Annotated in this window: 22 protein-coding genes, 1 tRNA gene and 2 pseudogenes; 16 read left to right on the forward strand and 9 right to left on the reverse strand. The window is 73.7% G+C overall.

Going from position 1 to position 26,688, the window contains the following annotated elements; translation table 11 throughout:
* On the forward strand, positions 1-188 hold a 188-nt coding region (locus ABZ570_RS19760), incomplete at its 5' end, for a tyrosine-type recombinase/integrase (protein ID WP_358065288.1).
* 80 nt (positions 189-268) lie between these two features.
* Here the strand turns inward: ABZ570_RS19760 and ABZ570_RS19765 are convergent.
* Positions 269-344: transfer RNA gene (locus ABZ570_RS19765), tRNA-Arg, on the reverse strand.
* A gap of 165 nt (positions 345-509) precedes the next feature.
* On the opposite strand from ABZ570_RS19765, the gene ABZ570_RS19770 reads away from it, so the two are divergent.
* Complete coding sequence (locus tag ABZ570_RS19770) at positions 510-1,244, forward strand: hypothetical protein (protein WP_358065291.1); 735 nt, start codon at positions 510-512, stop codon at positions 1,242-1,244.
* Positions 1,245-1,339: 95 nt separating this feature from the next.
* On the opposite strand, the gene ABZ570_RS19775 is transcribed toward ABZ570_RS19770, so the two are convergent.
* Complete coding sequence (locus ABZ570_RS19775; protein ID WP_358065294.1) at positions 1,340-2,368, reverse strand: alpha/beta hydrolase; 1,029 nt, start codon at positions 2,366-2,368, stop codon at positions 1,340-1,342.
* A 381-nt stretch (positions 2,369-2,749) separates the two neighbouring features.
* Here ABZ570_RS19775 and ssb point away from each other — a divergent pair, with 381 nt between their 5' ends.
* The 3 genes and pseudogenes from ssb to ABZ570_RS19790 all read left to right on the forward strand — a co-directional run bounded on the left by ssb (position 2,750) and on the right by ABZ570_RS19790 (position 6,311).
* Positions 2,750-3,559: a single-stranded DNA-binding protein gene (gene ssb / locus ABZ570_RS19780; protein WP_358065297.1), complete on the forward strand. Its 810-nt coding sequence runs from the start codon at positions 2,750-2,752 to the stop codon at positions 3,557-3,559.
* Positions 3,560-3,651: 92 nt separating this feature from the next.
* Positions 3,652-4,602: pseudogene (locus ABZ570_RS19785) on the forward strand (cobalamin biosynthesis protein); the annotation flags it as partial.
* Between the two features lie 170 nt (positions 4,603-4,772).
* Entirely contained in the window at positions 4,773-6,311 is a 1,539-nt protein-coding gene (locus ABZ570_RS19790) for a cobyric acid synthase (RefSeq protein WP_358065300.1), read from the forward strand.
* Here ABZ570_RS19790 and ABZ570_RS19795 read toward each other — a convergent pair.
* Positions 6,305-6,706, reverse strand: a complete 402-nt coding sequence (locus ABZ570_RS19795) for a rhodanese-like domain-containing protein (protein ID WP_358065401.1) — start codon at positions 6,704-6,706, stop codon at positions 6,305-6,307. The genes ABZ570_RS19790 and ABZ570_RS19795 overlap by 7 nt on opposite strands.
* A gap of 199 nt (positions 6,707-6,905) precedes the next feature.
* Here ABZ570_RS19795 and ABZ570_RS19800 point away from each other — a divergent pair.
* The 4 genes and pseudogenes from ABZ570_RS19800 to ABZ570_RS19815 all read left to right on the forward strand — a co-directional run bounded on the left by ABZ570_RS19800 (position 6,906) and on the right by ABZ570_RS19815 (position 11,009).
* Positions 6,906-7,635: pseudogene (locus ABZ570_RS19800) on the forward strand (hypothetical protein).
* Positions 7,598-8,950, forward strand: a complete 1,353-nt coding sequence (locus tag ABZ570_RS19805) for a dipeptidase (protein WP_358065405.1) — start codon at positions 7,598-7,600, stop codon at positions 8,948-8,950. Before ABZ570_RS19800 ends, ABZ570_RS19805 begins: the two are co-directional and overlap by 38 nt.
* A gap of 79 nt (positions 8,951-9,029) precedes the next feature.
* A complete protein-coding gene (locus ABZ570_RS19810) occupies positions 9,030-9,236 on the forward strand; it encodes a hypothetical protein (protein ID WP_358065303.1) in 207 nt (68 codons plus the stop codon).
* A 180-nt stretch (positions 9,237-9,416) separates the two neighbouring features.
* Positions 9,417-11,009 carry an ATP-dependent DNA ligase gene (locus ABZ570_RS19815; RefSeq protein WP_358065306.1) on the forward strand — a complete coding sequence of 531 codons (1,593 nt, stop codon included), beginning with the start codon at positions 9,417-9,419 and terminating at the stop codon, positions 11,007-11,009.
* On the opposite strand, the gene ABZ570_RS19820 is transcribed toward ABZ570_RS19815, so the two are convergent.
* Complete coding sequence (locus tag ABZ570_RS19820; RefSeq protein ID WP_358065309.1) at positions 11,006-11,431, reverse strand: MarR family winged helix-turn-helix transcriptional regulator; 426 nt, start codon at positions 11,429-11,431, stop codon at positions 11,006-11,008. The two genes, ABZ570_RS19815 and ABZ570_RS19820, sit on opposite strands and share 4 nt — an antisense overlap.
* Positions 11,432-11,516: 85 nt before the next feature.
* Here ABZ570_RS19820 and ABZ570_RS19825 point away from each other — a divergent pair, with 85 nt between their 5' ends.
* Positions 11,517-12,386: an NAD(P)H-binding protein gene (locus ABZ570_RS19825; RefSeq protein ID WP_358065312.1), complete on the forward strand. Its 870-nt coding sequence runs from the start codon at positions 11,517-11,519 to the stop codon at positions 12,384-12,386.
* A gap of 67 nt (positions 12,387-12,453) precedes the next feature.
* Here ABZ570_RS19825 and ABZ570_RS19830 read toward each other — a convergent pair whose 3' ends face one another.
* Positions 12,454-13,113 (reverse strand): hypothetical protein, encoded by a 660-nt coding sequence (locus tag ABZ570_RS19830; protein ID WP_358065316.1) that lies wholly within the window; start codon positions 13,111-13,113, stop codon positions 12,454-12,456.
* A gap of 115 nt (positions 13,114-13,228) precedes the next feature.
* Positions 13,229-14,053 (reverse strand): SURF1 family protein, encoded by an 825-nt coding sequence (locus tag ABZ570_RS19835; protein WP_358065319.1) that lies wholly within the window; start codon positions 14,051-14,053, stop codon positions 13,229-13,231.
* Positions 14,054-14,145: 92 nt separating this feature from the next.
* On the opposite strand from ABZ570_RS19835, the gene ABZ570_RS19840 reads away from it, so the two are divergent.
* Positions 14,146-14,328, forward strand: a complete 183-nt coding sequence (locus ABZ570_RS19840) for a hypothetical protein (protein ID WP_358065322.1) — start codon at positions 14,146-14,148, stop codon at positions 14,326-14,328.
* Positions 14,325-14,678 carry a hypothetical protein gene (locus ABZ570_RS19845; RefSeq protein WP_358065325.1) on the forward strand — a complete coding sequence of 118 codons (354 nt, stop codon included), beginning with the start codon at positions 14,325-14,327 and terminating at the stop codon, positions 14,676-14,678. Before ABZ570_RS19840 ends, ABZ570_RS19845 begins: the two co-directional genes overlap by 4 nt.
* Positions 14,679-14,810: 132 nt before the next feature.
* Here ABZ570_RS19845 and ABZ570_RS19850 read toward each other — a convergent pair whose 3' ends face one another.
* On the reverse strand, positions 14,811-16,946 hold the full coding sequence (locus tag ABZ570_RS19850) for a transglycosylase domain-containing protein (RefSeq protein ID WP_358065328.1): 2,136 nt from the start codon (positions 16,944-16,946) through the stop codon (positions 14,811-14,813).
* 134 nt (positions 16,947-17,080) lie between these two features.
* On the opposite strand from ABZ570_RS19850, the gene cobC reads away from it, so the two are divergent.
* From cobC to cobA, 3 genes are read left to right on the forward strand one after another with little or no spacing between them, the layout of a single operon-like run.
* A complete protein-coding gene (gene cobC / locus ABZ570_RS19855; protein ID WP_358065331.1) occupies positions 17,081-18,178 on the forward strand; it encodes an Rv2231c family pyridoxal phosphate-dependent protein CobC in 1,098 nt (365 codons plus the stop codon).
* Positions 18,178-19,284 carry a nicotinate-nucleotide--dimethylbenzimidazole phosphoribosyltransferase gene (gene cobT / locus ABZ570_RS19860; protein WP_358065333.1) on the forward strand — a complete coding sequence of 369 codons (1,107 nt, stop codon included), beginning with the start codon at positions 18,178-18,180 and terminating at the stop codon, positions 19,282-19,284. Before cobC ends, cobT begins: the two co-directional genes overlap by 1 nt.
* A gap of 26 nt (positions 19,285-19,310) precedes the next feature.
* Positions 19,311-20,540 carry a uroporphyrinogen-III C-methyltransferase gene (gene cobA / locus ABZ570_RS19865; protein WP_358065408.1) on the forward strand — a complete coding sequence of 410 codons (1,230 nt, stop codon included), beginning with the start codon at positions 19,311-19,313 and terminating at the stop codon, positions 20,538-20,540.
* 152 nt (positions 20,541-20,692) lie between these two features.
* Here cobA and otsB read toward each other — a convergent pair whose 3' ends face one another.
* Positions 20,693-23,254, reverse strand: a complete 2,562-nt coding sequence (gene otsB / locus ABZ570_RS19870; RefSeq protein ID WP_358065410.1) for a trehalose-phosphatase — start codon at positions 23,252-23,254, stop codon at positions 20,693-20,695.
* Between the two features lie 35 nt (positions 23,255-23,289).
* Complete coding sequence (locus tag ABZ570_RS19875; RefSeq protein ID WP_358065336.1) at positions 23,290-24,690, reverse strand: trehalose-6-phosphate synthase; 1,401 nt, start codon at positions 24,688-24,690, stop codon at positions 23,290-23,292.
* Positions 24,691-25,002: 312 nt separating this feature from the next.
* Between ABZ570_RS19875 and ettA the strand changes: the two genes are divergently transcribed.
* Positions 25,003-26,679 (forward strand): energy-dependent translational throttle protein EttA, encoded by a 1,677-nt coding sequence (ettA, locus tag ABZ570_RS19880; protein WP_358065339.1) that lies wholly within the window; start codon positions 25,003-25,005, stop codon positions 26,677-26,679.
* The last annotated feature ends 9 nt before the right edge of the window (positions 26,680-26,688 follow it).

The following is a 26,688-nucleotide window of genomic DNA, read 5'->3' on the forward strand; positions in this document are numbered from 1 at the left end:
ACTGGCTGCGCCTGCATGACCTGCGGCACGCCTGCACGTTCCTGCTCGTCTCCGGTGCCTCGCCCCGGACCGTGATGAAGGTGCTCGGTCACAGCCAGATCGGGCTGACCATGAACACCTACGCCCACGTCCTGCCAGAGATTGAGCGGGCCGCCGTGGACGAGGCCGCGAAGCACCTCTTCGGCTGACTTGGCTGTACGAATGGCTGTACGGGAGCCATGGTGATTGACCGGGCCGGGAGCGACAGGCCGTTGACCTGGGGTGAGGGTGGTGCGCCCGGCAGGATTCGAACCTGCGGCCTTGGGATTAGAAGTCCCCTGCTCTATCCGCTGAGCTACGGGCGCGCGTGGACGTGTCGCGCCAAGAGGGTACCGCCGCCCCCGGGTTCGCCGGGGGAACGGGTGGTCGTCCGCCACTCCGATGCTCAGGGTCGCACGAGGTGTCCCACGCCGGCACCCCGGTTACGCCCCGGTGGCGGGCCGCTCGGCCCGGTTTGTACCCTCTGCGTCGTGCTGCTCGACCAGGAAACCGAGAACGAGATCGTCTACGAGCTGTGTCAGCTGCTCGGGCGTGCCATCCTGCCGGTGAGCCGGTTCGACCGCCCGGGGGCGTCCGCCGGCGGCTTCGGCACCGCCTTCTTCTACACCGAGCTGGTCGGCTCGACCGACGACGGGGAGGTGGTGCACGAGTGGCTGCTGACCGCGGACACGGCCACCCGGGCACCGTACGGGGAGATCGGTCTGCGGCCGAGCGTCACGGAACCGGCGGACGCGGCCTCGGAGCACATCCTGATGCCCGACTTCGCCAACCGGTGGCTGCACCTCCCGGAGGTCGGCGTGGCCGCCATGCCCACCGGCGGGTTGCACGGGTACGCCGAGGACCGGGGCTGGCGGTGGCGTACCCAGCAGGTGACCGACGCGGTGGCGGCGCGGGCCGACGCGATTGCCCGGGTCGGCGCGGACCCGAGCGCGGCGTTCGTGCTGGCGCTCGGCGTGGCCGACGACGGGTCGCGGCCACTGGAGGCGGTGATCGAGCGGGTGGTCCGGGACGGCGACGACCTGCGCGTCACCACCGAACTGCCGGCGGGGTACGTCGGCGCGCCCGTGTTCGGCGTCGAGCCGCCCGCCGAGGGGGAGCTGGCGCTGCACTGCCTCGGCCTGCTGTTGCCCGGTGACGGCGACGGTCACCGGGTCGCGAGGTTCGACCGGATCAGGTCGGCCCTCGCGGCGGCTGTCGCGTCCTGACGGTGCCGATCAACCTGACGGAACGGTGACAGCTGAGCAGGTCGACACGCCGGGGCGACCACAGCTGAGCCGCCAACGATCACGGACCGTGCTCCTCAGCCCTCGGCAGCGGCGCCGGCCGGGTCCTCCACCGGCTGGCGTGCGGACGGCGGGCCGGTCGGGGCCGGGTCGGTCGGCCCGGCGCCGAGGAACGCCTCCGCCCACCGTCCGGCCTCGGCGAAGACCCTCTCCCGCACGGCGGGGCCGGAGAGCGTCAGGTCGTGCAGCCCGCCGTCGAAGCGGGCCAGGGTGACGTGCCGGCCGAGCCGGGGCGCCCAGCGGACCATGTGCTCCACGTCCAGCACCGCGTCGGCGAGGGTGGCCGACTCGTGCCACTTGGTGCCCCGGTAGCTGCGGGTGGAGCAGGCCAGCAGCACCGGCACCGGGATCTCCAGCCCGGCCCGGAGCTGCCGCTGGCCGGTGCGGATCGCGTTGAGCCAGCCGGCCCGGACCGGGAACCCGGCGAGCGGCTTCCAGGCCAGGTCGTACCGCCACTCGCCGCGGTGGTCGGCGTGCAGGCTCTCGCCGTACACGGTGCCGAGCCCGAGCGGGAGAGCACGGTGCGGCGCCCGGCGGCCCAGCCGGGCGACGGCGGCCGCGAGGGGTCGACGGACCAGCCAGGGGGCGTTGAGGTCGAAGAACGGGCTGTTGAGGAAGAGCCCGTCGACCAGGCCGGCCTCCCGACGGGCGTGCGCCCAGAGCGAGATGATCAGGCCGCCGGTGGAGTGACCCATCGCGAGCAGGGTGTCGTGCCCCTCGTCGGTGCGGATGATCTCGGCGGCGGCGTCCAGCTCAGGGTAGTAGTCGCTCAGGTCGCGGCAGAAGTTGGGCGTCTGGTGGGGCAGCAGGCTGCGCCCGTACTTGCGCAGGTCGAGGGCGTAGAAGTCCCAGCCCCGCGCGGCGAAGAAGTCGGCGACGTGGGTCTGGAAGAAGTAGTCGACGAAGCCGTGCACGTAGAGCACGGCCCGGCGGGTCGGGCGCTCGGCCCGCCGGCGGACCAGGGTCGCGACGACCGGACCCTCGTCGTCGACGCCGAGGTCGATCGTCTGCCGCTCGTACGGCGGCCCCAGCACGTCGGGTTCCACGACCGCGACGGTACGCCGCGACGCTACCCGGCGGTAGCCCCCGCCCCCGTCCGGGCGAACCGCCCCGGACGGGGCGGGCCGTGGTCACGCCGGCTCCGCGTCGGCCCGCTGGTCAACCGCCCCGGCCTGGGCCGGTACGCCCTCGGCGTGGTGACCCTCACGCAGGTGCTGTTGTTGCACGGCTCCTGCCGGGTCTTCGCGTCGTTGAGCCGGCGCCGCAGGTCGCCGCCGTAGGGGCTCTGGTCCCTAGCAGACGGGACCTTGATCAGGCGGTTGTCCACAGCCCGGTCCGTCATCCACAGGCGCAGGTGGTGCGGCTGGTCATCGGGCCGCCGCCGGTCGAGGCTCGGTCCCGACAAGCCGAGTCTTCGTGGAGGGGCGATGTTCGACACCTATGTAACGATTGTCGGTAATGTTCTGACCGCGCCGGAGTGGCGCCGCACCACGCAGAGCAACACCCTGGTGGCCAACTTCAAGGTCGCCTCCACGGCGCGCCGTCTCGACCGCGACAGCGGCCGCTGGGTCGACGGCAACAGCCTGCGGGTGCGGGTGAACTGCTGGCGCAAGCTGGCCGAGGGGGTGGCCGCCTCGGTGATGGTCGGCGACCCGGTGGTCGTCGCCGGCCGGCTCTACACCCGCGACTGGACCGACGAAGCCGGCAACCACCGCACCCTCTACGAGCTGGAGGCGGTGGCGGTCGGCCACGACCTGGCCCGGGGCCGGGGTCGCTTCCTGCGCAACCGGCCCAGCACGACCACCAGCAGCGTCGAGGACGCCGAGGCGGAGCGCCGGGTGCACGGCGAGACGACCGAGCCGGTGCCGGTCGCGCAGGCGCCGGCCTCCCTCGACGAGCGGCCGTTCGACGACGAGTTCGAGCCGCCGGAGTTCACCGCCCCGCGTACCGGGTTCGGGCCGGCGGGCGGCCCGGACGGGCCGTCGGGTGACCTGTACCGGCCGGCGGGCGACCTGGACGGGCTGACCGACCCGTTCGACGAGCCGGTGGGCGGCGCCGGTGACGACGACGAGGGGGAGGACGAGCTGACGCCCGCGCCCGACGAGGGGGACGACGAGCTGACGCCCGCGCCCGACGAGGAGGGCGGCGAGGCGACGACCACCGCCGGCGACGTCGGTGGTGTCACCCCGACCGGTCCGGCTCGGCGCGGGCGGCGGCGGACGCCGGTGCCCGCCTGAGCCACCGGTTCGGGTACGGGGGAGCGGGGTGGCGACGCCGACGTGGCCACCCCGCCGTACGCACTAGGCTGACCGGCCGGAGGTGGTGACAGGTGCGGCAGGCGACCGCCATGGCGAACGCGGCGGGGCTGGCGGCGGGCTACGCGCTGGACTCGTGGTTCGGCGATCCCCGGCGGTGGCATCCGGTGGCCGGCTTCGGCCGGGCGGCCGGTGCGCTCGAGCAGCGGATCTACCGGCCGGAGCGGTCGGCGGGTGCGGCGTTCACCGCGCTCGCCGTCGGTGCGCCGGTGCTGCTCGGCGTCGCCGCCACGCTCGCCACCCGGCGTCGACCGCTCGCCCGCGCGGCGCTGGTGGCCACTGGCACCTGGACCGTGCTGGGCGGGCGCACGCTGCGGCACGAGTCGACGGTGATGGCCCGGGCGCTGCGCGACGGTGACCTGCCGGCCGCCCGCCGCCGGCTCAACCATCTCTGCGGGCGGGACCCCTCCGCCCTGGACGAGCCGGAGCTGGCCCGGGCCACCGTCGAGTCGGTTGCCGAGAACACCTCCGACGCGGTCGTCGCACCGCTGGTCTGGGGCGCCGTCGCCGGGCTGCCCGGCCTGCTCGGCTACCGGGCGGCGAACACGCTCGACGCGATGGTCGGGCACCGCTCGCCCCGCCACGCCCGCTTCGGCACACCGGCCGCTCGCCTCGACGACCTGCTCAACCTGGCTCCGGCCCGGCTGACCGGGCTGCTCACCATCGCGGTCGCGCCGGCCGTGCACGGCGACCGGACGGCCGCCTGGCGGATCTGGCGCCGGGACCGCAACGACCACCCGAGCCCGAACGCCGGCCAGTGCGAGGCGGCGATGGCCGGCGCGCTCGGCGTACGGCTCGGTGGGCGCAACGTCTACTTCGGGCGTTCCGAGACGCGGCCGTTCCTCGGCGACGGCCCCCGACCCGAGGCGCGGCACCTCGAGCGGGCCGCCCGGGTCTCCGGTGCGGTCGGCCTGGCCGCGCTCGGTCTCGCCGTGGCCTACCCGCTGACCGCGGGCCGCCTGGTCGACGCCGTTGCCCGGTCCGTCCTGCGCCGGATCGCGGGCAGCGGCATCGTCCGCCGTGCCGTGGGCGGCCCGGCCCGTGCCGTGGCTGGCCCGGTCCGTGCCTTAGCCGGTGGTGCGACGGCCGGTCGGGCCGGGGCGGCCGGCGGTCGGGCGCGACGGGGGAGCGGGCGGTGAGCGGCGGGCTGCTGGTCGCCGGCACCACCTCCGACGCGGGCAAGAGCGTGCTCACCGCCGGCATCTGCCGGTGGCTGCGCCGGCGGGGCGTCCGGGTGGCGCCGTTCAAGGCGCAGAACATGTCCAACAACTCGGCCGTGGTGGTCGGCCCGGACGGGCGCGGCGGTGAGATCGGCCGGGCCCAGGCGATGCAGGCCGCCGCCTGCGGGGTCGCCCCGGACCTGCGCTTCAACCCGGTGCTGCTCAAGCCGGGCAGCGACCACGCCAGCCAGGTCGTGCTGCTCGGCGAGGCCGTCGACACGGTCACCGCCGGCAACTACCGCAGGCTGCGCCCCCGGCTCGCCGAGACCGCGTACGGGGCGCTGGCCGAGCTGCGGGCGGCGTACGACGTGGTGATCTGCGAGGGCGCCGGCAGCCCGGCTGAGATCAACCTGCGGGCCGGCGACTACGTGAACATGGGCCTGGCCCGGCACGCCGGGCTGCCGACCATCGTGGTCGGCGACATCGACCGGGGCGGGGTGTTCGCCTCGATGTTCGGCACCGTGGCCCTGCTCGACCCGGCCGACCAGGCCCTCGTCGCCGGCTTCGTGATCAACAAGTTCCGGGGCGACCTGGGGCTGCTCCAGCCGGGGCTGGACATGCTGCACCAGCTCACCGGCCGGCCCACGTACGGGGTGCTGCCCTGGGAGCTGGACCTGTGGCTGGACGCGGAGGACTCGCTCGCGTACGGCCGGGTGCTCGGCCGACCGGCGGCGCCGCGGGGCACCGACTGGCTCGACGTGGCGGTGGTCCGGCTGCCCCGGATCAGCAACGCCACCGACGTCGAGGCGCTCGCCACCGAGCCGGGGGTGCGGGTGCGGCTGACCATCGAGCCGGCCGAGCTGGCCGCCGCCGACCTGGTGGTGCTGCCCGGCTCCAAGTCGACCGTGGCCGACCTGGCCTGGCTGCGGGAGACCGGGCTGGCCGAGGCCGTCACGGCGCACGCCGCCGCCGGGCGGCCGCTGCTCGGTATCTGCGGCGGGTTCCAGATGCTGGCCCGGTCCATCCACGATCCGGTGGAGAGCGGCCGGGGCAGCGTACCCGGGCTCGGGCTGCTGCCCATCGAGATCACCTTCGATCCGCGGAAGACGGTCCGTCGGGCCACCGGCACCGCCGCCGGTGACGTCCCCGTCGATGGCTACGAAATCCACCACGGGTACGTCTCCGCCGCGGATCCGGGCCTGCCGTCGTTGCTCCGGTACGCCGACGGCACCGGTGAGGGCGCGCGGCTCGGTGCCGTGCACGGCACCCACTGGCACGGGGCCTTCGAGTCCGACGAGTTCCGCCGGCGGTTCCTCACCGAGGTCGCCCGGCTGGCCGGACGGGCCGGCTTCAAGGTCGCCCCGGACACCGCGTTCGCCGCAGCCCGCGAGCGGACCCTGGATCTGCTCGGCGACCTGGTCGAGGAGCATCTGGACACCGACGCGCTCTGGCGGCTGATCGAGTCCGGACCGTCGCCGGCGCTGCCGTTCATACCGCCGGGCGCACCTCAGTAGCGCACGTCGGCGGGGCGGTCGGACATCGGCAGCCCCGACTCCCGCCAGCCCTGCACGCCCCCGACCATGTCGGTGGCCTGGCGCAGGCCGAGCGCCTGCAGGCCGGCCGCGGCCAGGCTCGAGCTGTAGCCCTCGGCGCACACCAGCACGATCTGCCGGTCGTAGCCGGTCGCCTCCGGGATGCGCCAGGCACTGGCCGGGTCCAGCCGCCACTCCAGCACGTTCCGTTCGATGACGATCGCCCCGGGCAGCTCGCCCTGCTGGCGCCGCTGTGCCTCGGGACGTGTGTCGACCAGCAGCGCGCCGCGGCGGACCGCCTCGACGGTCTCGTGCGGGGTGAGCCGGCGTAGCCCGGCCCGGGCCTGTTCCAGCAGGGCGTCGACGCCCGGACTCATCACGTCATGGAGCACCACCCGATGATGCCGGCGGGTACGCCGGCCCGCCCGGCGAACCCGGCTGCCGGGCACCAGGATCAAACGGACGGGGGATACTCGCTGACCAGCGAAGACTTCTACCCGCGGCCCCGCCACCCGACCGGCCCGGGCCGGGGACCGCGACGGTGACGGGTCGGCCGGCAGCGCTAGCGTCTGTCGGGTGACGGTGGCGGTGGTCGAGGCGTACGCCGACCTGGCCCGGCGGGTGCTCGCCGGGCCGGCGCGGCTGGGGCGTACCCGACTGGTGGCGGTGGACGGGCCGAGCGGAGCGGGCAAGAGCGTCTTCGCGACGCGCCTCGCGGACGCCTTCGCGGCGCTGCCCGGCGGCGACCGGCCACCGGTGGTCCGCACCGACGACCTGCTGGACGGCTGGGACGACCAGCTCACCTTCTGGACCCGGCTGGAGCGGTGGGTGCTCGACCCGGTTCGCGCGGGCCGGCCCGGCGGGTACCACCGGTACAGCTGGGTGCGGCACTGCTTCCTGGACCGGGAGGTGCCGGTTCCGGCCGGGCCGGTGCTGATCGTGGAGGGGGTGAGCGCCGCGCGTGCCACGATCCGGCCGGAGCTGACCCGGTCGGTCTTCGTCACCGCGCCGGCCGAGCTGCGACTGTCCCGGGCGCTCGCCCGCGACGGCGCGGAGATCCTGCCCGAGCTGCGCCGTTGGCACGCCGGCGAGCGGGCGCACTTCGCGGCCGACGACACCGAGGCCGCGGCGGACCTGGTGGTCGACGGCGCCGCCGCGCCCGCGGATCCTGAGCGCTACTACGTCCGCTGCCGCTGACGGCGGGGCGGCCCTGGGCGGGTGGCCTGCGGTAAGGCCGGCATACGATGCCGGTCATGACCACACCGATCATGTCCGAGTCCGAGGTGCGGGCCGCCGTCGAGCGTGAGCTGCCCGGAGTCCGTGCCGACCTGGAACGCCTCGTCCGTATCCCGGGCATCGCCTTCGAGGGCTTCGACCACTCGCACGTGGAGCGCTCCGCCGAGGCGGTGGCGGAGCTGCTGCGCGGCTGCGGCCTCGACACCAAGATCGTGCGCGCCGGCGGGCAGCCGGCGGTGATCGGAAAGAAGCCGGCCCCGCCCGGCGCGCCCACCGTCATGATGTACGCCCACCACGACGTGCAGCCGGTCGGCGACCTGTCGCTGTGGGAGTCCGACCCGTTCGAGCCGGTGGAGCGGGACGGCCGCCTCTACGCCCGGGGCGCCGCCGACGACAAGGCCGGCATCATGGCGCACCTCGCCGCGCTGCGCGCGTTCGGCGACCAGCTCCCGGTCGGCGTGGTCCTCTTCATCGAGGGCGAGGAGGAGTACGGCTCGGACTCGCTGGAGCGGCTGCTCGCCGAGCACCGCGAGGAACTGGCCTCGGACGTCATCGTGATCGCCGACTCGACCAACTGGGACGTCGGCGTGCCCGCCCTGACCACCTCGCTGCGCGGCATCGTCAACTGCTTCGTGGAGGTGCGCACCCTCGACCACGCCGTGCACAGCGGCATGTTCGGCGGCGCCGTGCCGGACGCCCTCACCGCGCTGGTCAAGCTGCTCGCCACCCTGCACGACGACGCCGGCAACGTGACCGTCGAGGGCCTCGTCGGCCGGGAGGGCGCGACCGTCGACTACCCGGAGGACCGGTTCCGCGCCGAGGCCGGCCTGGTCGAGGGGGGCCAGCTCTTCGGCACCGGCCGGATCACCGACCGGCTCTGGACCAAGCCGGCCCTGGCGATCCTCGGCATCGACGCCCCGGCCACCGCCGAGGCGCCGAACGCGCTCGTCCCGTCGGCGAAGGCGAAGCTGAGCGTACGGCTGGCGCCGGGCGACGACCCGAAGAAGGCGTACGCCGCGTTGATCACCCACCTGGAGAAGCACGCGCCGTGGGGTGCGCAGGTGACGGTGAGCTTCGAGCACGACGGTTCCCCCTGCGTCATCGACGCCACCGGGCCGATGTTCGCGGCGGCGCGGGCGGCCTTCCGGGCCGCCTGGGAGGGCACCGACCCGGTCGACATCGGCGTGGGCGGCTCCATCCCGTTCATCGCCACCTTCCAGGAGATGTTCCCGGAGGCGGCAATCCTGGTGACCGGCGTGGAGGACCCGCACGCCCGGGCGCACGGGCCGAACGAGAGCCTGCACCTGGGCGAGTTCGCCCGGGTCTGCCTGGCCGAGGCGTTGCTGCTGGCCAAGGTCGCCGAGGCGGGCGCGAAGTCGGAGTGAGGGTGTCGAAACCGTAACTCCGGGGCCGTTGCCGCAGTTTGCGGTGTGTCGGGCGCAACAGTGTTATAGCCTCTCGAACATGCGTACGAATGAGGAGATGGTGCGGCTCCAGGCCGCCGTCAGCGCACTGGGAGACTTCGACGTCTCCGCGTGGCCCGAGGACACGCTCAAGGATCAGCTCGGCCAGCTCTCCGCCGCGCTGGTGGCGCTCGACGCGCTGCTCACCCGGGTCGCCGACGACGTTCGCGCCCGCGGCCTGCGGATCGAGGAGCCGGTCTCGGCCTGACCGCCCGCTGCACGGAGCGCTCTGCGCGGCGGGCGGCGCCGCCGGCTTCCGGCCCGCGCGGTGATCCACTCGGGTTGTGGTATGTGGGCGGGGCCGGCGCTCGTCGGAATGCCGCGGCCTGCCGCAACTGGAGTGGATCACCCGTCGAGATGTGCCGCCGTGTCGGGGGCGGCTGGCAGGATGGGAATCGTGCGGTTCCTCGACCTGGCGGCCACCTCCGCCGCGGTGGGCGCCACCAGCGGCCGGCGGGCCAAGGTGGAGCTGCTCGCCGCCGCGCTGCGCTCGCTCGACCCGGACGAGGTCCCGGCGGGGGCCGGCTACCTCGCCGGTGAGCTGCGCCAACGGCAGACCGGCGTGGGCTGGGCCAGCCTGCGCGAGCTGCCGCCGCCGGCCGCCGAGCCGACGCTGACCGTGGCCGGGGTCGACGCGGCCGTCGACGAGATCGCCGCGGTACGCGGCCCCGGCTCGCAGGCCCGCCGCCGTGAGCTGCTGCACCGGCTCTTCGCCGCGGCCACGGCCGACGAGCAACGGCTGCTGGTCGGCCTGTTCCGCGGCGAGCTGCGCCAGGGCGCCCAGGCCGGCCTGCTCGCCGACGCCGTGGCCCGGGCCGCCGAGGTGCCGGTGACGGCGGTCCGCCGGGCCCTGCTGCTCGCCGGCGACCTGCGGACGGTGGCGGTGGCGGCGCTCTCCGGCGGTGCGGCGGCGCTGGCCGGGTTCGGCCTCCAGGTGGGCCGCCCGCTGGCACCGATGCTGGCGCAGAGCGCCTCGTCGGTCGACGAGGCGCTCACCGCCACCGGCGTCCCGGCGGTGGTCGACGTGAAGCTCGACGGCATCCGGATCCAGGTGCACCGGTCCGGCCAGGAGATCGCGGTCTTCACCCGTAGCCTGGACGACATCACCAGCCGGCTGCCCGAGGTGGTGGCCGCCGTCCGCGCCCTGCCGGCCCGGGAGTTGGTGCTCGACGGCGAGGCGATCGGGCTGGACGCCTCCGGCCGTCCCCTGCCCTTCCAGGAGACCTCCAGCCGGGCGGCCCGGCGCACCACGCCCAGCACCACCGGAGGTACGCCGGTGGCGCCGGCGGTGCTCGCCGCCGCCGAGCGCACCGGCGAGACGGTGCTGACGCCGTACTTCTTCGACCTGCTGCACCTCGACGGCGCCGACCTGATCGACCTGCCCGGCCGGGAGCGGTGGGCCGCGCTGGCCGGCGCGGTCGACGCGACGCTGCTGGTCGGCCGGCTGGAGGTGGACGGCCCGGAGCAGGCCGGGGCCGCCTTCGCGGCGGCGATCGAGGCGGGCCAGGAGGGGGTGGTGGTCAAGGACCCGGCCGCCCCCTACGACGCCGGCCGGCGGGGCTCGGCCTGGGTCAAGGTCAAGCCCCGGCACACCCTCGACCTGGTGGTGCTGGCGGTCGAATGGGGCAGCGGTCGGCGGCAGGGTTGGCTGTCCAACCTGCACCTCGGGGCCCGCGATCCACGTACCGGCGAGTTCGTCATGCTGGGCAAGACGTTCAAGGGGCTCAGCGACGAGTTGCTGCGCTGGCAGACCGAGCGGTTTCTCGACCTGGCCGTGGAGCGGGGCGACTGGGTGGTGCGGGTCCGCCCGGAGCAGGTCGTCGAGGTCGCCTTCGACGGGGTGCAGGCGAGCAGCCGCTACCCGGGCGGGATGGCGCTGCGCTTCGCCCGGGTGGTCCGCTACCGGGACGACAAGACCGCCGCGGAGGCCGACACCATCGACACGGTCCGCGCCATCCACGTCGGCCGGCCCACCGGCTAGCCTAGGGGACGGTCAGGGGCCAGCACCTTCGCCAACAGCTCGGACAACTGGCGCTGCTCCTGTTCGGTCAGCAGCCCAAGCCGCTCGGATGGGAATTCGAACGCCTGCCGGACGGTGCGGCGCACGCGACGCCCCGCCGTGGTGATCGACACGCGCTTGATCCGCCGGTCGGTCGGGTCGGGCACCCGGGCTACCAGGCCGCGGGCCTCCAGCCGGGACACGAGCTGGGTGACGTTCGAGGCGTCACACAGCAGTTCCTCGGCGAGATCCCCCATGGCACGGCCGTCTCCGGCCAGGTGTTCGAGCAGACATGCCTGCGCGGCGCTGAGCCCGGCGGTCTGCGCCGCACGGTCATACGCTGCGTCGTGGGCGTATACGAAGTCCCACACCTGCTGGGCAAGGGCGTCCGTCACCTCGGTCATGGTCTGAGATTAGTTGACTCACTCAGGTATAGGCGCTTAGCGTGGAGCGCGAAACTTTAGTCACTCAACCAAAGGGCGGTTCGACGTGAAGAGTTCGAGCTCCGCCGGGGCCGGTACGACCCGCGTGCTGGTGACCGGGGTCCGTGGCAAGACCGGGGTGCCGCTGGCAAAGCTGCTCCTCGCGCGGCAGGGCGTTGACGTGCTCGGCGGCAGCAGCAGTCCGAGCAAGGTAGGGATCGACGGCGTCCGCCCGACACCCTTCTCGTGGGACGACCCAGCCAAATGGTCAGCGGCGACCGACGGCGTGGATGCCGTGTACATCGTCCGACCGGATCGTGCGGACGCGCCGGACCTCATCGGCGCGCTGCTGACCGAGACGCCGCCCCAGGCCCGGATCGTTCTGCTGTCCGAGCAGGATGCAGATTACATGGGAGCCGACGGATGGGCGCCGCGCGCTGAGCGAGCAGTACGCGACAGTGGGCGTGCCTGGACGATTCTGCGGCCCAGCTGGTTCATGCAGGTCTTCACCGACCCGCGCTTCTACCGCGACCAGATCGCCGGTGGGGAGCTGCCGTTCTCCAGCGGTGGCGCCAGTGTGGCCTGGATCGATGCCCGGGACATCGCGGCCGTAGCCGAGCGGGCGCTGCTTGACGAGAGGCATGCCGGCCAGGTGTACGAGCTGACGGGCCCGGAGGCGCTCTCGCTGCCACGCACCGCAGAGCTGCTCTCCGCTGCGGCAGGACGTCCCGTGACCCTCCGAGAGATGACCATCGACGAGGCCGTGGCCGGGACCACGGGCTTCGAACGAGAGCTTTTCGCGCTGACCTTCGAGCGCGTGCAGGCGGGCAGCTTCGCGGAGGTGACCGACACCGTCGAGCGGGTGACCGGACGGCCGGCGCGGACACTGCGGGCCTTCCTTGCCGACGCCGAGCCGCCCTTGGGGCGGGCGGCCTGACAGCGAGGTGCCCCGGTCGCGTGCAGGCGCCGGAGGCGGTCGGTGGCCGCCTCCGGCGCCGCACCGGTCAGCCGACCGACAGCGAGCGGGCGTAGTTGACCTGGTTGTTGATGTGCTGCACCTGGCCCTGGTCGACCACCGGGATCCGGGCCACGTACTGGCGGCCGCCACTGGTCACCGTCACCTGCACGGTCCCGTGGTGCTTCGTCTCCTTGATCAAGAGGAAGAGGAGGCTGAAGATGGTCAGGCAGAAGAATCCGACGATGGCGCAGACCAGCGCCCAGGTCGCGATCTTCTCCTCCTTCTGCCAGTAGTCCATCACGTGCCAGGAGGCGCCGGCGAGCGGCAGCACGCCGGCCGGCGTACTGATCACCGGCGGGGTCACCATGATCTCGCCGATCTGCACGGCCACCACCGGCTGCGCGGGCGGCAGCGGTCCGGCCGGCGGGTACGGCCCGGGTCGGGGCACCAGTTCCCCGTACTGCGGCACTGGCGGCGCGGAGACGGCCGGCGGCGCGGAGAACTGCGCCGCGGCGGGTGGCGCGGAGAACTGCGCCGTGGGGGGTGGCGCGGCGACGGGCGGTGCGGCGGGCGGTGGCGCGGCGGGTGGTGGCGCGGCGACGGGCGGCGGTGCGGCGACGGGCGGCGGTGCGGCGGGTGGCATGCCGGCCCACGGGTCGTACGCCGGGTACGCCTGGGTCGGCGGGTCGGCGGGCGCCGGAGGCATCGTGGGATCAGAGGTCACCGGGACCCCTCACGGTTGCTGATCATGGTCGGACCCTACCCGCGATCCCGGTGCGCCGGGTGCCCGCCGAACGGCGGGCCACCGCTGGCCGGGGCGGTCAGGTCGAGGCGCTGGAGGCGGGTTCGGCGGCCCGGTCGACGGGCGTACGGGGCTGGTCCAGGCCGGCCGCGCGCCGGGCCTCCCGGCGCGCCACCCAGGCGTAGCCGACGAGGCTCATGCCGGCGAAGAGCCACCACTGCACCACGTACCCGAAGTTCTGCCAGTTGTTGGCGTGCCCGATCGGCACCGCCTGGAACGCCGGGTCGGCGGCGGGCGTCTGCTGATCCAGCAGCAGGTAGCCGCCGGCCACCGGGTACGGCAACTGGCTGGCGATCCGGGCGATGCTGATCCGCCGGGTCTCCAGCTTGCCGTTCCGCCGGTCGACCGTGCCCCCGCCGCTCTCGCTCGGCACCACCCGGCCGGTCACCGTCACGTCACCGGCCGGCGCGGCGGGCACCGGCGGCTGCGCGGTGGCGCCGCCGCCGGGCACCGGCGGGATCCAGCCCCGGTCGACCAGCACGGCGGTGCCGTCGGCGAGGACCAGCGGGGTGAGCACCTCGTAGCCGACCTCGCGGTCGACCGTCCGGCCGCGGACCAGGACGATGTTGGCGGCGTCGTACCGGCCGGTGGCGGTCGCCTTGCTCCAGGTGACCTGCTCGGCTGGGGCCGGGCCGGTGCTGCCGGGGCCGCCGGTCGGGGCCGGCAGGGCCTCGCGCAGCGGCACGGGGGCCATGCTGGCGCCGGCGTCGATCCGCTCGTTGACCGCCGTGCGACCGCGGTAGCGGTCCAGCTGCCAGTTGCCGAGGAACACCATCAGCGCGGCGGCGACCAGGGTCAGCGCGAGATAGCCCAGCCAGCGCGGGGTCAGCAGGAACCGGTACACGTTTGGAAAGGCTACCCGTACGGCGGGCGCCGCTGACCTGGGCCGGCCGGAACCGTCCGGCCGGCGGCCGTCGGGCGTCGGGCTGGACGGGTATGGTCACGCGGGCGGAAACCACCCCGGACCAGGAGTCGATGATGATGGTCGTGCCGCGCGTCGTGCTCGGCGCGCCCTCCTCGGGGCACGGCACCGGTGCCCTCGCCCTCGGACTGCTCGCCGCCCCCGCCGAACCGGGGCTGGCGGTGGCGGCCGGGGCGCCGGCGGAGGTCCCGGCGTGATCGGGCAGGTGGCGGTGCGCCGTTTCCCGTCGCTGACCGTGTCGACGCCGCGCACCGAGGTACGCCCGCTGCTGGCGAGGGACGCCGAGGCGGTCGACGAGGTGTTCGCGGACCGGCAGACCCAGCGCTGGCTGCCGCTGGCCGACGCGTCCGGGCAGATCGACGGGGCGGCGTGGTGCACCGAGCTGGCCCGGCAGCGGCGGGACAGCGGCGACGGCGACCACTACGGGGTGGTCCGCCGCGAGGACGAGCGGGTGGTCGGCTGCCTCTGGACCCGGCGGACCGACTGGGGTGCCCGGCTAACCGAGACCGTGGTCCTTCGTCGCCGCCGACCTCCACTGAGCCCGTGAAGCGATCAAGAGGTTCGCGGCAGCCGCCGCAAACCTCTTGATCAACTAGCCCGGGCGCACCCCCGGGCGGTCCGGCGACGGCTCCGGGTCGGGGCGCGGCGCCAGCGGCGCCGGGCCGGAGTCGTCGTGCGCTCAGCCGACGATCTGGTCGGACGGTGGGGTGAACTGGCGGACCGGCTGGTTCTTCAGGGCGTCGCGCAGGGTTTTCGCCACCGCCTCGACCGGCACCTGGGACTGCCCGTCACCCACCGCGTTGAACGGGTTGTCCGGGTCGGCGATGAAGCTCGCCGCCGCCAGCTCCGGCGTGTAGCCGACGAACCAGGCGGACCGGGTGCTGTCGGTGGTACCCGTCTTGCCCGCGACCGGGCGGCCGACCGTACCCCGCACGCTGTCGGCGGTCGACCAGCCGCCGCAGCTTCCCTTGGCCGGGGTGTCGCCGGTCGGGCAGCGGGCGGCGTCGGTGGCGGCCCGGGCCGCGTCCGCGCTGACCACCTGCCGGCAGCGCGGCTTGGCGACCTCCCGCTCCACCCCGCCGGCCGTTCTGTACATCGCCGGCGTGCCGTCCCGGTTCAGGATCGAGAGCACCGGGATCGCCTCACAGTACCGGCCGTCGGCCGCGACCGCGGCGTACGCGTTCGCCATCTCCAGCGGGGTGGCGTCGGAGACGCCCAGGGTGAACGCGCCCCACTTGTTCGCCTTGTCCGGTGCCGCGTGCTCACGGTCCACGTCGGTGCGCCAGCGCAGCCCGAGCTGCTCGGCCAGGCGCACCCCCTTCTCCGCGCCGATCCGCTCCTCCAGTTGTACGAAGAAGGTGTTGACCGACTTGCCGAAGCCGGACCACATGGTCTGCACACCGGTCATCGCGCCGCTGGCGTTGGACGGAGCCCACCCGTCGTAGATGGTCGACTGGTACTTGTACGGCGAGTTGATGGTGTCGGAGAGCTTCGTCCCGGAGTTGAGCGCGGCGAGCATCGGGAACATCTTGAACGTCGATCCGGCCTGGTAGCCCGGGAGGGTGCCGCCACCGAGCAGCGGCGCCACCGTGTTCGGGTAGTTCGCCTTGACGTTCGGGCCGGCCTCCGGGTTCGAGCTGTTCGGGTTCTCGCCCAGATCGAGCGAGTAGGTCCGGTTCACCGCCATCGCCTTGATCCGTCCGGTGCCCGGCTCGGCGACCACGATGCCGTTGGCGAACGGGCTGCCCGTGCCGTCCTTGGCACCCACGTTCTTCTCCGCCGCCTCCTGGATCTTCGGGTCGAGGGCGAGCACGATCCGGTAGCCGCCCCGGCGCAGCTTGTCCATCCGTTCCAGCCGGTTCTCCCCGAACGCGGGCTGCGTGCTCCACCAGTTCTTCAGGTAGTCGCAGTAGAAGCCCCAGCTCGCCCGGTACTTCTCCAGCAGCGAGGCGCAGTCGTTCGGCGGGTTGGTCAACTTCAGCTGGATCGGCTCGGCCTTGGCCTTCGCGGCGGCGTCGGGCGACATGTAGCCGAGGCGGGCCATGTTGTCGAGCACGTAGTTGCGCCGGGCGGTGGCGTCCTTCTGGTCGGACGTGATCGGGTCGTACTCGGACGGCGACTTGACCAGGCCGGCGAGGGTGGCCGCCTCGACCGGGGTGAGGGTGGCCGGGGTCTTGGAGAAGAAGATCTGCGCGGCCGCGTAGATCCCGTACGCCCGGTGGCCGAAGTAGGCCGAGTTCAGGTAGCGCTCCAGGATCTGTTCCTTGCTGAGCTCCTTCTCGATGTCCAGCGCCATGCGCATCTCCTTGACCTTGCGCAGGCTGGTCTGCTGGGTGGCTTCCTGGACCTCCTTCGGCGTCTTCGCGCTGTCCCGCAGGGCCATCCGGACGTACTGCATGGTGAGCGTCGAGGCGCCCTGGGACACGCCGCCGGAGCGGGAGTTGGCCACGAAGGCGCGGGCCACGCCCTTCGGGTCTACGCCGTGGTGCTGGTAGAAGCGGTTGTCCTCGGCGGCGACGATCGCCTGCTGGACGTTCGGCGACATGTCCTGGATCTTGGTGTACTGCCGGTACTCCTCGTAGAACATCGTCAGCATGGTCTTGCCGTCCGGCGCGTAGAGGTACGAGGTCTCGGCGGGTAGCGCGGTCTTCAGGATGTTCGTCTTCTGCTCCACTGCGTGTGCGGTGGCCTTGGCGCCGATGCCGGTGAGGGCGGCCAGTGGATACATCGCGGCGGCGACCACGATGCCGGCGATCAGCCCGGCGCGGAGGAGGGGAACGGCACGACCAGCGGAAGCAAAGGGTCGTTTGCTCACGAGGTCAAGCTATGACATTTCCGATTCGGAAATGAGAAAAACTCGTAAACGGGCCCGGCGGATCCGGTTGTGGTGACGCGACCCACGGCGGGATCGGCTGTCCCCGGCGGCGGCTTCCCGGCAGGATTCCGGGCATGCCTGCTCAGCTGACCGGAGCACCGGTCGAGTCCGGGGCGGCCGGGCCCGCCGAGCCCGACCTCGGGCACCACGGGGACGCCGAGGCCACTCCCGGGCTGGTCGACCTGGCGGTCAACGTCCGTCGCGCCCCGATGCCCGACTGGCTGGCCGACCCCTTGACCGCGGCCCTGGGCGGGCTGGCCGCGTACCCCGATCCCGGTCCCGCCCGGGCCGCCGTCGCCGCCCGGCACGGGCGTCCCCCGGAGGAGGTGCTCCTCACCGCCGGCGCGGCGGAGGGCTTCGTGCTGATCGCCCGGGCGCTGCGCGACGCCCGGCGACCGGTCGTGGTGCACCCGCAGTTCACCGAGCCGGAGGCCGCCCTGCGGGCCGCCGGGCACGCCGTCGACCGGCTGGTGCTCGACCCGGCCGACGACTTCCGGCTCGACCCGGCCCGGGTGCCCGCCGACGCCGACCTGGTGCTGGTCGGCAACCCCACCAACCCCACGTCCGTGCTGCACCCCGCCGGGGCGCTCGCCGCGCTGGCCCGCCCCGGCCGGGTGCTCGTGGTCGACGAGGCGTTCGCCGACACCACCCTCGCCCCCGGCGTCGACGGCGAGCCCGAGTCCCTGGCGGCCCGGCGCGACCTGCCCGGGCTCGTGGTGGTCCGCAGCCTCACCAAGACCTGGGGGCTGGCCGGGCTGCGGGTCGGCTACCTGCTCGGCGAGGCGCCGCTGCTCGCCCGGCTCGCCGCCGCCCAGCCGCTGTGGGCGGTCTCCACCCCGGCGCTCGCCGCCGCGACCGCCTGCGCGTCGCCGGTCGCCGTCGCCGCCGAGCGCCTCGTCGCCGCCGAGTTGGCCGCCCACCGCGAGCATCTGGTGGCCCGCCTGTCCGGCCTGCCCGGCGTACGCGTCGTCGGCCGCCCGGCCAGCGCCTTCGTGCTGGTCCACCGGCCCGGTGCCGCCGTCCTGCGGGAGCGGCTGCGCGAGCGCGGCTGGGCGGTGCGGCGGGGCGACACCTTCCCCGGGCTGGGCCCGGACTGGCTGCGGATCGCGGTGCGCGATCCGGCGACGACCGACGCGTTCGTCGACGCGCTGGCGGAGATCCTGGAGGCGTGATGCTGGAATCCACGGTGGCGGCGATCCGGCCGCTGGACGAGGCCGCGATGGCGGCGGCCCGCGACCTCCAGGGCCGGTTGACCAAGCCCGCCGGCTCGCTCGGCGCCCTGGAGCCCCTCTCCGTACGCCTCGCCGGGCTGGCCGGCGCCTGCCCGCCGCCGCTGCCCGAGCCGGCCGCGGTGGCCGTCTTCGCCGGCGACCACGGCGTGCACGCCCAGGGCGTCACCCCCTGGCCGCAGGAGGTCACCGCGCAGATGGTCGGCAACTTCCTCGCCGGTGGCGCGGTCGTCAACGCGTTCGCGCGGCAGGCCGGTGCCGCGGTCACCGTGGTCGACGTCGGCGTGGCCACCCCGGTCCCGGTCGACCCGGCGGGCCCCGCCGGCCTCCCGGTCGACCCGGCGGCTCTGGTCGACCCGGCCGGCCCCCGCCTGGTGGCCGCGAACGTGCGCGCCGGCACCCGTGACATGACGGTCACCGCCGCGCTCACCCGGGACGAGGCCCGGGCGGCGGTGGAGACCGGCATCCGGGTCGCCGGGGCGCTGATCGACGGCGGGGCGGGCATCCTGCTGACCGGGGACATGGGCATCGGCAACACCACCCCGGCCGCCGCGCTGGTCGCCGCGTTCACCGGGGGCGATCCGGCCGAGGTGACCGGGCGGGGCACCGGGGTCGACGACGCGACGTACGCGCGGAAGGTCGGCGTCGTGCGGGCCGCGCTCGACCGGCACGCGCCCGATCCGGCCGACCCGCTCGGCGTGCTGGCCGCGGTCGGCGGGCTGGAGCACGCGGCGTTGGCCGGGCTGATCCTGGGCGCCGCCGCCCGCCGGGTGCCGGTGCTGCTGGACGGGGTGATCGCGGTCAGCGGCGCGCTGGCCGCCGCCGCGTTCGCGCCGGACGCGGTCGGGGCGATGGTCGCCGGGCACCGCTCCGCCGAACCGGGGGCCACCGCGGCCCTGCGGCACCTCGGCCTCGACCCGCTGATCGACCTCGGGCTGCGCCTCGGCGAGGGGACCGGCGCGCTGCTCGCCCTCCCGGTCGTCACCGGCGCGGTCCGGGTGCTGCACGAGGTGGCCACCTTCGACTCGGCCGGGGTGGCCGAGAAGTGAGCGAGCGAACCGTTCGGCTCGGCGGTGTGAGCGGCAACCCGTATCCTCTCGGGCTCCGGCTGGCCGGCCGGCGGGTGGTCGTGGTGGGTGGGGGAGCCGTGGCCACCCGGCGGGTGCCAGCACTGCTCGACGCCGGGGCGGACGTCCTGCTGGTCGCGCCGGAGCTGACCCCGGCCCTGCGGTCCCACGCCGACGCCGGCCGGCTGCGCTGGGAGGCGCGCCGTTTCGTCCCCGCCGACCTGGCCGACGCCTGGCTGGTCCAGGTGGCGATCGACGACCGGGCCGCCGCGGCCGAGGTCAGCGCCGCCGCGGCCGAGCGCCGGATCTTCTGCGTACGCGCGGACGACCGGGCGGCGGCCACCGCGTGGACCCCGGCGGTCACCCGGCACGGCCCGGTCACCGTCGCCGTGCTCGGCGGCGGCGACCCCCGCCGCGCGATGGCCGTCCGCGACGCCGTCCGGACCCTGCTGAGTGCAAGGAAGGGTCCCCTGTTGACGCCTCCGGTAGAGCAGGGGCCCCCGGTTGACGCAGCCGGGCGGGTGGCACTGGTCGGGGCGGGGCCGGGCGACCCGGAGCTGATCACCGTGAAGGGATGGCGGCTGCTCACCGAGGCGGACGTCGTGGTCGCCGACCGGCTCGTCCCCGGGCTGCTGCTGGACGAGTTGCGCCCCGACGTCGAGCTGGTCGACGCCTCGAAGATCCCGTACGGGCCGGCCCGCGCCCAGGAGGAGATCAACCGGATCCTGGTGGACCGGGCCCGGGCCGGCAAGGCCGTGGTCCGGCTCAAGGGCGGCGACCCGTACGTCTTCGGGCGGGGCGGCGAGGAACTGCTGGCCTGCGCCGAGGCGGGCGTGCCGGTGACCGTGGTGCCCGGGGTGACCAGCGCGATCGCCGTGCCCGCGGCGGCCGGTGTGCCGGTCACCCATCGGGCCGTGGCGCACGAGTTCACGGTGGTCTCCGGGCACGTCGCGCCCGACTCGCCGGCTTCGCTCGTCCGCTGGGAGGCCCTCGCCGGCCTGCGCGGCACCCTGGTGATCCTGATGGGCCTGAAGAACCTCGCCGCGATCAGCGCGGCCCTGGTCGCCCACGGCCGCCCGGCCGACACCCCGGCCGCCGTGGTGCAGGAGGGCACGACCAGCGGCCAACGGGTGCTCCGCTCGACCCTGGGCACGGTCGCCGCCGACGTGGCAGCCGCCGCCCTCCGCCCACCGGCCATCGTCGTCATCGGCGACGTGGTCACCGCCCTGGAAGGCTGACCGGCCCCCAGGCGGGGGCTCGTGCGCGCATCGCCGTGTCAGCCGGCGCATCGCCGTCTCAGCCGGCCCACCGGGCGGTCCGGCGGATTGCCCGGACCTGACGGCGGCCCGAGACCTGTCGTCCCGGGCCGCCGTTGTCGTTGCTGGTCAGGTCACTGCTTGAGCATGTTGTCGAGCATCAGGGCGCAGCGGATGAGCCCCAGGTGGCTGTACGCCTGCGGGTGGTTGCCCAGGCCGCGCTCGGCGAGCGGGTCGTACTGCTCGGGGAGCAGCCCGGTCGGACCCGCCGTGTCGATCATCAGGGCGAACAGCTCCTCCGCGTCGGTCCGCCGGCCGGTGCGCAGGTACGCCTCGATCAGCCACGCCGTGCAGATGTGGAAGCCACCCTCCCGGCCGGGCAGGCCGTCGTCCCAGTGGTACCGGTAGACGACCGGGCCGCTGCGCAGGTCCGCCTCGATCTTGAGCACGGTCGACAGGAAGCGCGGGTCGTCCCCCGGGAGCAGCCCGGACAGGCCGATCCAGAGGGACGAGGCGTCCATGTCCTCGTGCCCGTACGCGACGCTGTACGCCTGGCCCTCCTCGTGCCAGCCGTACTCGAGCACGTTGGCGCCGATCCGGTCGCGCAGCTCCACCCACTCCGGCCGGTCCTCACCACCGTGCTGCCGCACCACGTGCAGCGCCCGGTCGACCGTCATCCACAGCATCACCTTCGAGTAGACGTGGTGCCGCGGGGGGAGGCGGGCCTCCCAGATGCCGTGGTCGGGCTCGTGCCAGCGGCGGCGGACCGCCTCGACCATGTTCTCCAGCACCCGCCACTCGTCGTCGCGGACCGAGCCGCGCGCGTCGGCCACCGCGGCGATCAGGTCGGCGACCGGGCCGAAGACGTCCAGCTGGAGCTGGTGGTTGGCGAGGTTGCCGACCCGGACCGGGCGGGAGCCCGCGTAGCCGGGCAGGGTGTCGATGACGGCCTCGGCGCCCAGCTCGTACCCGTCGACGGTGTAGAGCGGGTGGAGCCGTTCGGGGTGCCCGCCGGTGCGTTCGATCACGCCGTCGATCCAGCGCAGCAGCCCCTCCGCCTCCTCGGTCGAGCCGAGATCGACGAGCGCCCGGGCGGTCATCGCCGCGTCCCGTAGCCAGCAGTAGCGGTAGTCCCAGTTCCGGACGCCGCCCAGTTCCTCGGGCAGCGACGTGGTCGCCGCGGCGAGGATCGAGCCGGTCGGCTCGTGGCAGAGCCCGCGCAGGGTGAGCGCGCTGCGGGCGACCAGTTCCCGCTCGGTGCTGGGCAGCCGCAGCCCGGCCACCCAGTCCTTCCAGGGCTGCTCAGCGGCGGCCTGCCGCTCGTGGACCGGCACCCGGTGATGTTCGAGGCTCTGCGTGCCGAAGCGCAGCTCCAGCACCACCTGACCGCCGGCGGCGGAGAGATCCACCACGGCGTGGCCGCTCTCGTACCCGCCGTCGTTGGTGACCTCCCACTCCACCCCGGGGGAGTAGAGCGCGACCGGCTCGTTGGAGCCGAGCACCAACAGCCCGTCGTCCAGCGGCTGGAGCTGTACCGCCACCTGGCCGAACTCCGGGCGTGGCGCGAAGTCGATCCGGGCCCGTCCTCGGCCGGTGAGCACCCGGACCAGCGTCGAGTCACCGGTGACGATCGCCGGCCCGTCCGGGGTGGTCTCCTTGGCCGGCAGGTCCAGCCAGTCGGTCACGGTCAGCCCCGACCAGCGGGTCTCGACGGTCATCGTGCCGCTGCGGTAGCGCTGACCGAGCGGGAGGCCGCCGCGCTCGGGGCCGACGGTGAAGTGCCCGGCCGGGCTGCCCCCGACCAGGTCGGCGAAGATCGCCGCCGAGTCCGGCTTCGGGTGGCAGAGCCAGGTGATCTTGGCTTCCGGGGTGACCAGGGCGACCGTCCGCCCGTTGGCCAGCATCGAGTGCCGCTCGATCGGCACCGCCCGCTCGCCGAAGAGCCAGTGCCGGCGGGTCTCCAGCAGCAGGCCCAGCGCCCGGGCCGCCTCGATCGGCTCGGCCACCCGGTAGTCGGCCCGGGTGTCCCCCGGCCCGATCTTGATGCCGACGTCCGGGCCGTGCAGGTTGCCGAAGGCGTTCTCGTCGGTGACGTCGTCGCCGATGAAGAGCACGGCACTGGCCGCGAGCTGGGTCCGGAGCTGGTCGACCGCGGTGCCCTTGTGGGTGGCCACCACCGACAGCTCGATGACCTCCTTGCCCTGGGTGACGGTCACGTCCGGCCAGGTGGCGGGGCCGTTGCGGACCGCCTCGATGGCCGCGGCGGCGATCTGCGGGTCGACGCCGCGGGTGTGCACGGCGACGCTGGCCGGCTTGCGCTCCAGACGTACCCCCGGGTGGGCCGCGGCGATCTCGCGCAGCGCGTCGCGCAGCCGGGTGCGCACCGCGATCAGCTCGGGGGAGAGCCGCTCGACGAAGCCGATGTCGAACTCGGAGCCATGACTGCCGACCAGGTGTACCTCGCTGGGCAGGCGGGAGAGCGCGGCCAGGTCGCGCAGCGCGCGCCCCGAGACCACCGCGACGGTGGTCTGCGGCATCGAGGCCAGCGCGCGGATCGCCGCCACCGACTCGGGCAGCGGTACGGCCTTGCTCGGGTCCGCGACGATCGGCGCGAGGGTGCCGTCGTAGTCGCAGGCGATCAGGAGCTGCGGGACCCGGGCGATCCGGCCGATCGCGGCACGCAGCTCAGGATCCATCACCCCGGCGGGCGAGGTGGTGGTGGCGGGGGGGTTCACGCGGCCTCCGCATCGGGCACGCCGAGTTCGGTCAGGAAGGACGAGGCCCAGTGGCCGACGTCATGGGTACGCAGGTGGCGCTGCATTATCCGCATGCGCCGGCGGGCCTCCGGTCTCTCGACGTGCACGGCGCGCAGCAGCGCGTCCTTGACCGCGTCGGGGTCGTGCGGGTTGCACAGAAACGCCTGGCGCAGCTCTGTCGCGGCACCGGCGAATTCACTTAGCACAAGCGCGCCGCCCTGGTCGGCGCGCGATGCGACGTACTCCTTGGCCACCAGATTCATTCCGTCTCGCAGCGGGGTCACCATCATCACGTCCGCCGCGACGTACATCGCGGCGAGTTCGGAGCGACTGTACGACTGATGCAGATAATGCACGGCGGGCACGCCGACCCGTCCGAATTCGCCGTTAATCCTGCCCACCTCGCGCTCGACCTTCACTCGAAGCGCCTGGTAGTGCTCCACTCGCTCCCGGCTGGGCGTGGCGACCTGCACCATGACGGCGTCGGGAACTGTCAACTTTCCGTCAGCGAGGAGTTCGCGGAAGGCCTTCAGCCGCAGCTCGATGCCCTTGGTGTAGTCGAGCCGGTCGACGCCCAGGATGATCGTCCGCGGGTTGCCCAGCTCCGCGCGGATCTCCTTGGCCCGGGCCTGGATCGCCGGGTCGGCGGCCATCCGCTCCATCTCCTTCGTGTCGATGGAGATGGGGAAGGCACCGGCCTTGACCTGCCGGCCGTCGACCTGGATCATCTGCCCCTCGTAACGCAGGCCGAGCAGGTGCCGGGCGAGCCGGACGAAGTTCTGCGCCGCCAGCCGCTGCTGGAAACCGACCAGGTCGGCGCCGAGCAGGCCGCGCAGGATCTCGGTGCGGAACGGCATCTGCATGAACAGCTCGATCGGCGGGAACGGGATGTGCAGGAAGAACCCGATCCGCAGGTCCGGGCGCAGCTCGCGGAGCATCGCCGGGACGAGCTGGAGCTGGTAGTCCTGCACCCAGACCGTCGCGCCCTCGGCCGCGACGTCCGCCGCGGCCTCCGCGAACCGCGCGTTGACCAGCCGGTACGCCTCGCGCCAGCGGCGCTTGTAGGCCGGGGTCTCCACCGCGTCGTGGTAGAGCGGCCAGATCGTCGCGTTGGACTGCCCCTCGTAGTAGCGCTCCAGCTCCTCGGCGCTCAGCGGCACCGGGTGCAGCCGGATGCCCTCCAGGTCGAACGGCTCCGGAGCCGCGCCGGTGCCGCCCGCCCAGCCGACCCAGGTGCCGTGGTGCTCGGCGAGGACCGGGTGCAGCGCGGTGACGAGCCCGCCGGGGCTGCGCCGCCACTGCCGTCCCTCGGGTGTGCTCACCTCGTCGACCGGCAGGCGGTTCGCCACTACGACAAAGGAGCTACGGACGGTCACGATCGGCCACCTCCGGGTGCTGACGGGTACACCGCGATGAGCGTACTGAGCGTAGCTGCGGCGTCTGTTCCCCCGTGCCGGAGTCACCTACCCTTCCCAGAACCGCCGAACCTCGATCGTGATCTTGCCGACAGTCCCGACCGGCCGCGGCGCGCGGCGTGGGCGGGGTGATGTGGGCGGAGCGCGCCGTACCTGTCAGGATTGACGGTGGCGTGCGCGCGGCCGGCTCCGGCCGGCGGCGGCGGGTGGAGTCAAGGCCCGCGCCCGCGCGCCGCAAGCTCGCGATCGCAACCGACGGAGGTAGCCCGCACCGTGGCCCAGTTCATCTACGTCCTGGAAAAGGCGCGCAAGGCGCACGGCGACAAGGTCGTGCTCGACAATGTGACGCTGAACTTCCTGCCTGGGGCCAAGATCGGTGTGGTCGGTCCGAACGGCGCCGGTAAGTCCAGCCTCCTCAAGATCATGGCAGGCTGGGACCAGCCGAGCAACGGCGAGGCCCGGCTGATGCCCGGCTACACCGTCGGCATGCTGGCCCAGGAGCCGCCGCTGAACGACGCCAAGACCGTCCTCGGCAACGTCGAGGAGGCGGTCGCCGAGACCAAGGCCAAGCTGGAGCGGTTCAACAAGATCGCCGAGCAGATGGCCACCGACTACTCCGACGAGCTGATGGAGGAGATGGGCAAGCTCCAGGAGGAGCTGGACAACGCCGACGCGTGGGACCTCGACTCCAAGCTCGAACTGGCCATGGACGCGCTGCGCTGCCCGCCGCCCGACGCCGACGTCACCCAGCTCTCCGGCGGTGAGCGCCGCCGGGTGGCGCTGTGCAAGCTGCTGCTGGAGGCGCCGGACCTGCTGCTGCTCGACGAGCCCACCAACCACCTGGACGCGGAGAGCGTGCAGTGGCTGGAGCAGCACCTGGCCAAGTACGCCGGCACCGTCATCGCCATCACCCACGACCGGTACTTCCTCGACAACGTGGCCAACTGGATCCTCGAGCTGGACCGCGGCCGGACCTACCCGTACGAGGGCAACTACTCCACCTACCTGGAGAAGAAGGCCGCCCGGATGGCCGTCGAGGGGCGCCGCGACGCCAAGATGAAGAAGCGCCTCGACGAGGAGCTGGAGTGGGTCCGCTCCAACGCGAAGGCCCGCCAGACCAAGTCCAAGGCCCGGCTCGACCGGTACGAGGAGATGGCCACCGCGGCGGAGCAGACCCGGAAGCTGGACTTCGAGGAGATCCAGATCCCGCCGGGCCCGCGCCTGGGCAACACGGTCATCGAGGCCAGCAACCTCACCAAGGCCTTCGGCGAGCGGGTGCTGATCGACGGCCTCAGCTTCTCGCTGCCGCGCAACGGCATCGTCGGCGTGATCGGCCCGAACGGCGTCGGCAAGACCACCCTGTTCAAGACCATCGTCGGTCTGGAGGAGCCGACCACCGGCTCGGTCAAGGTCGGCGAGACCGTCTCCCTGTCGTACGTCGACCAGAGCCGGGCCGGCCTCGCCGGCGACAAGACGGTCTGGGAGACGGTCTCCGACGGGCTGGACCACCTCATGGTGGGCAAGGTCGAGATGCCGTCCCGGGCGTACATCGCCGCGTTCGGCTTCAAGGGGCCGGACCAGCAGAAGCCGACCAAGGTCCTCTCCGGCGGCGAGCGGAACCGGCTGAACCTGGCGCTGACCCTGAAGATCGGCGGCAACGTCATCCTGCTCGACGAGCCGACCAACGACCTCGACGTGGAGACGCTGTCCAGCCTCGAGAACGCGCTGCTGGAGTTCCCCGGCTGCGCCGTGGTCATCTCGCACGACCGGATGTTCCTGGACCGGGTCGCCACGCACATCCTGGCCTGGGAGGGCGACGACCAGAACCCGGCGAAGTGGTTCTGGTTCGAGGGCAACTTCGAGGCGTACGAGAAGAACAAGATCGACCGGCTCGGCGCCGAGGCGGCCCGCCCGCACCGGGTGACCTACCGCAAGCTCACCCGCGACTGAGCGGTGCTG

Source organism: Micromonospora sp. NPDC007271 (genome assembly GCF_040634005.1).
In the GTDB taxonomy this organism is placed as follows: domain Bacteria; phylum Actinomycetota; class Actinomycetes; order Mycobacteriales; family Micromonosporaceae; genus Micromonospora.

Coding starts and splice junctions, on each gene's coding strand:
- otsB (WP_358065410.1), bottom strand. CDS start 23,254: ATGGATCCTGAGCTGCGTGCCGCGATCGGCCGGATCGCCCGGGTCCCG.
- ABZ570_RS19795 (WP_358065401.1), bottom strand. CDS start 6,706: ATGAGTCCGGGCGTCGACGCCCTGCTGGAACAGGCCCGGGCCGGGCTA.
- ABZ570_RS19810 (WP_358065303.1), top strand. CDS start 9,030: ATGCGTACGAATGAGGAGATGGTGCGGCTCCAGGCCGCCGTCAGCGCA.
- ABZ570_RS19805 (WP_358065405.1), top strand. CDS start 7,598: ATGTCCGAGTCCGAGGTGCGGGCCGCCGTCGAGCGTGAGCTGCCCGGA.
- ABZ570_RS19815 (WP_358065306.1), top strand. CDS start 9,417: ATGGGAATCGTGCGGTTCCTCGACCTGGCGGCCACCTCCGCCGCGGTG.
- cobT (WP_358065333.1), top strand. CDS start 18,178: ATGCTGGAATCCACGGTGGCGGCGATCCGGCCGCTGGACGAGGCCGCG.
- cobC (WP_358065331.1), top strand. CDS start 17,081: ATGCCTGCTCAGCTGACCGGAGCACCGGTCGAGTCCGGGGCGGCCGGG.
- ssb (WP_358065297.1), top strand. CDS start 2,750: ATGTTCGACACCTATGTAACGATTGTCGGTAATGTTCTGACCGCGCCG.
- ABZ570_RS19830 (WP_358065316.1), bottom strand. CDS start 13,113: ATGCCTCCGGCGCCCGCCGACCCGCCGACCCAGGCGTACCCGGCGTAC.
- ABZ570_RS19840 (WP_358065322.1), top strand. CDS start 14,146: ATGGTCACGCGGGCGGAAACCACCCCGGACCAGGAGTCGATGATGATG.
- ABZ570_RS19820 (WP_358065309.1), bottom strand. CDS start 11,431: ATGACCGAGGTGACGGACGCCCTTGCCCAGCAGGTGTGGGACTTCGTA.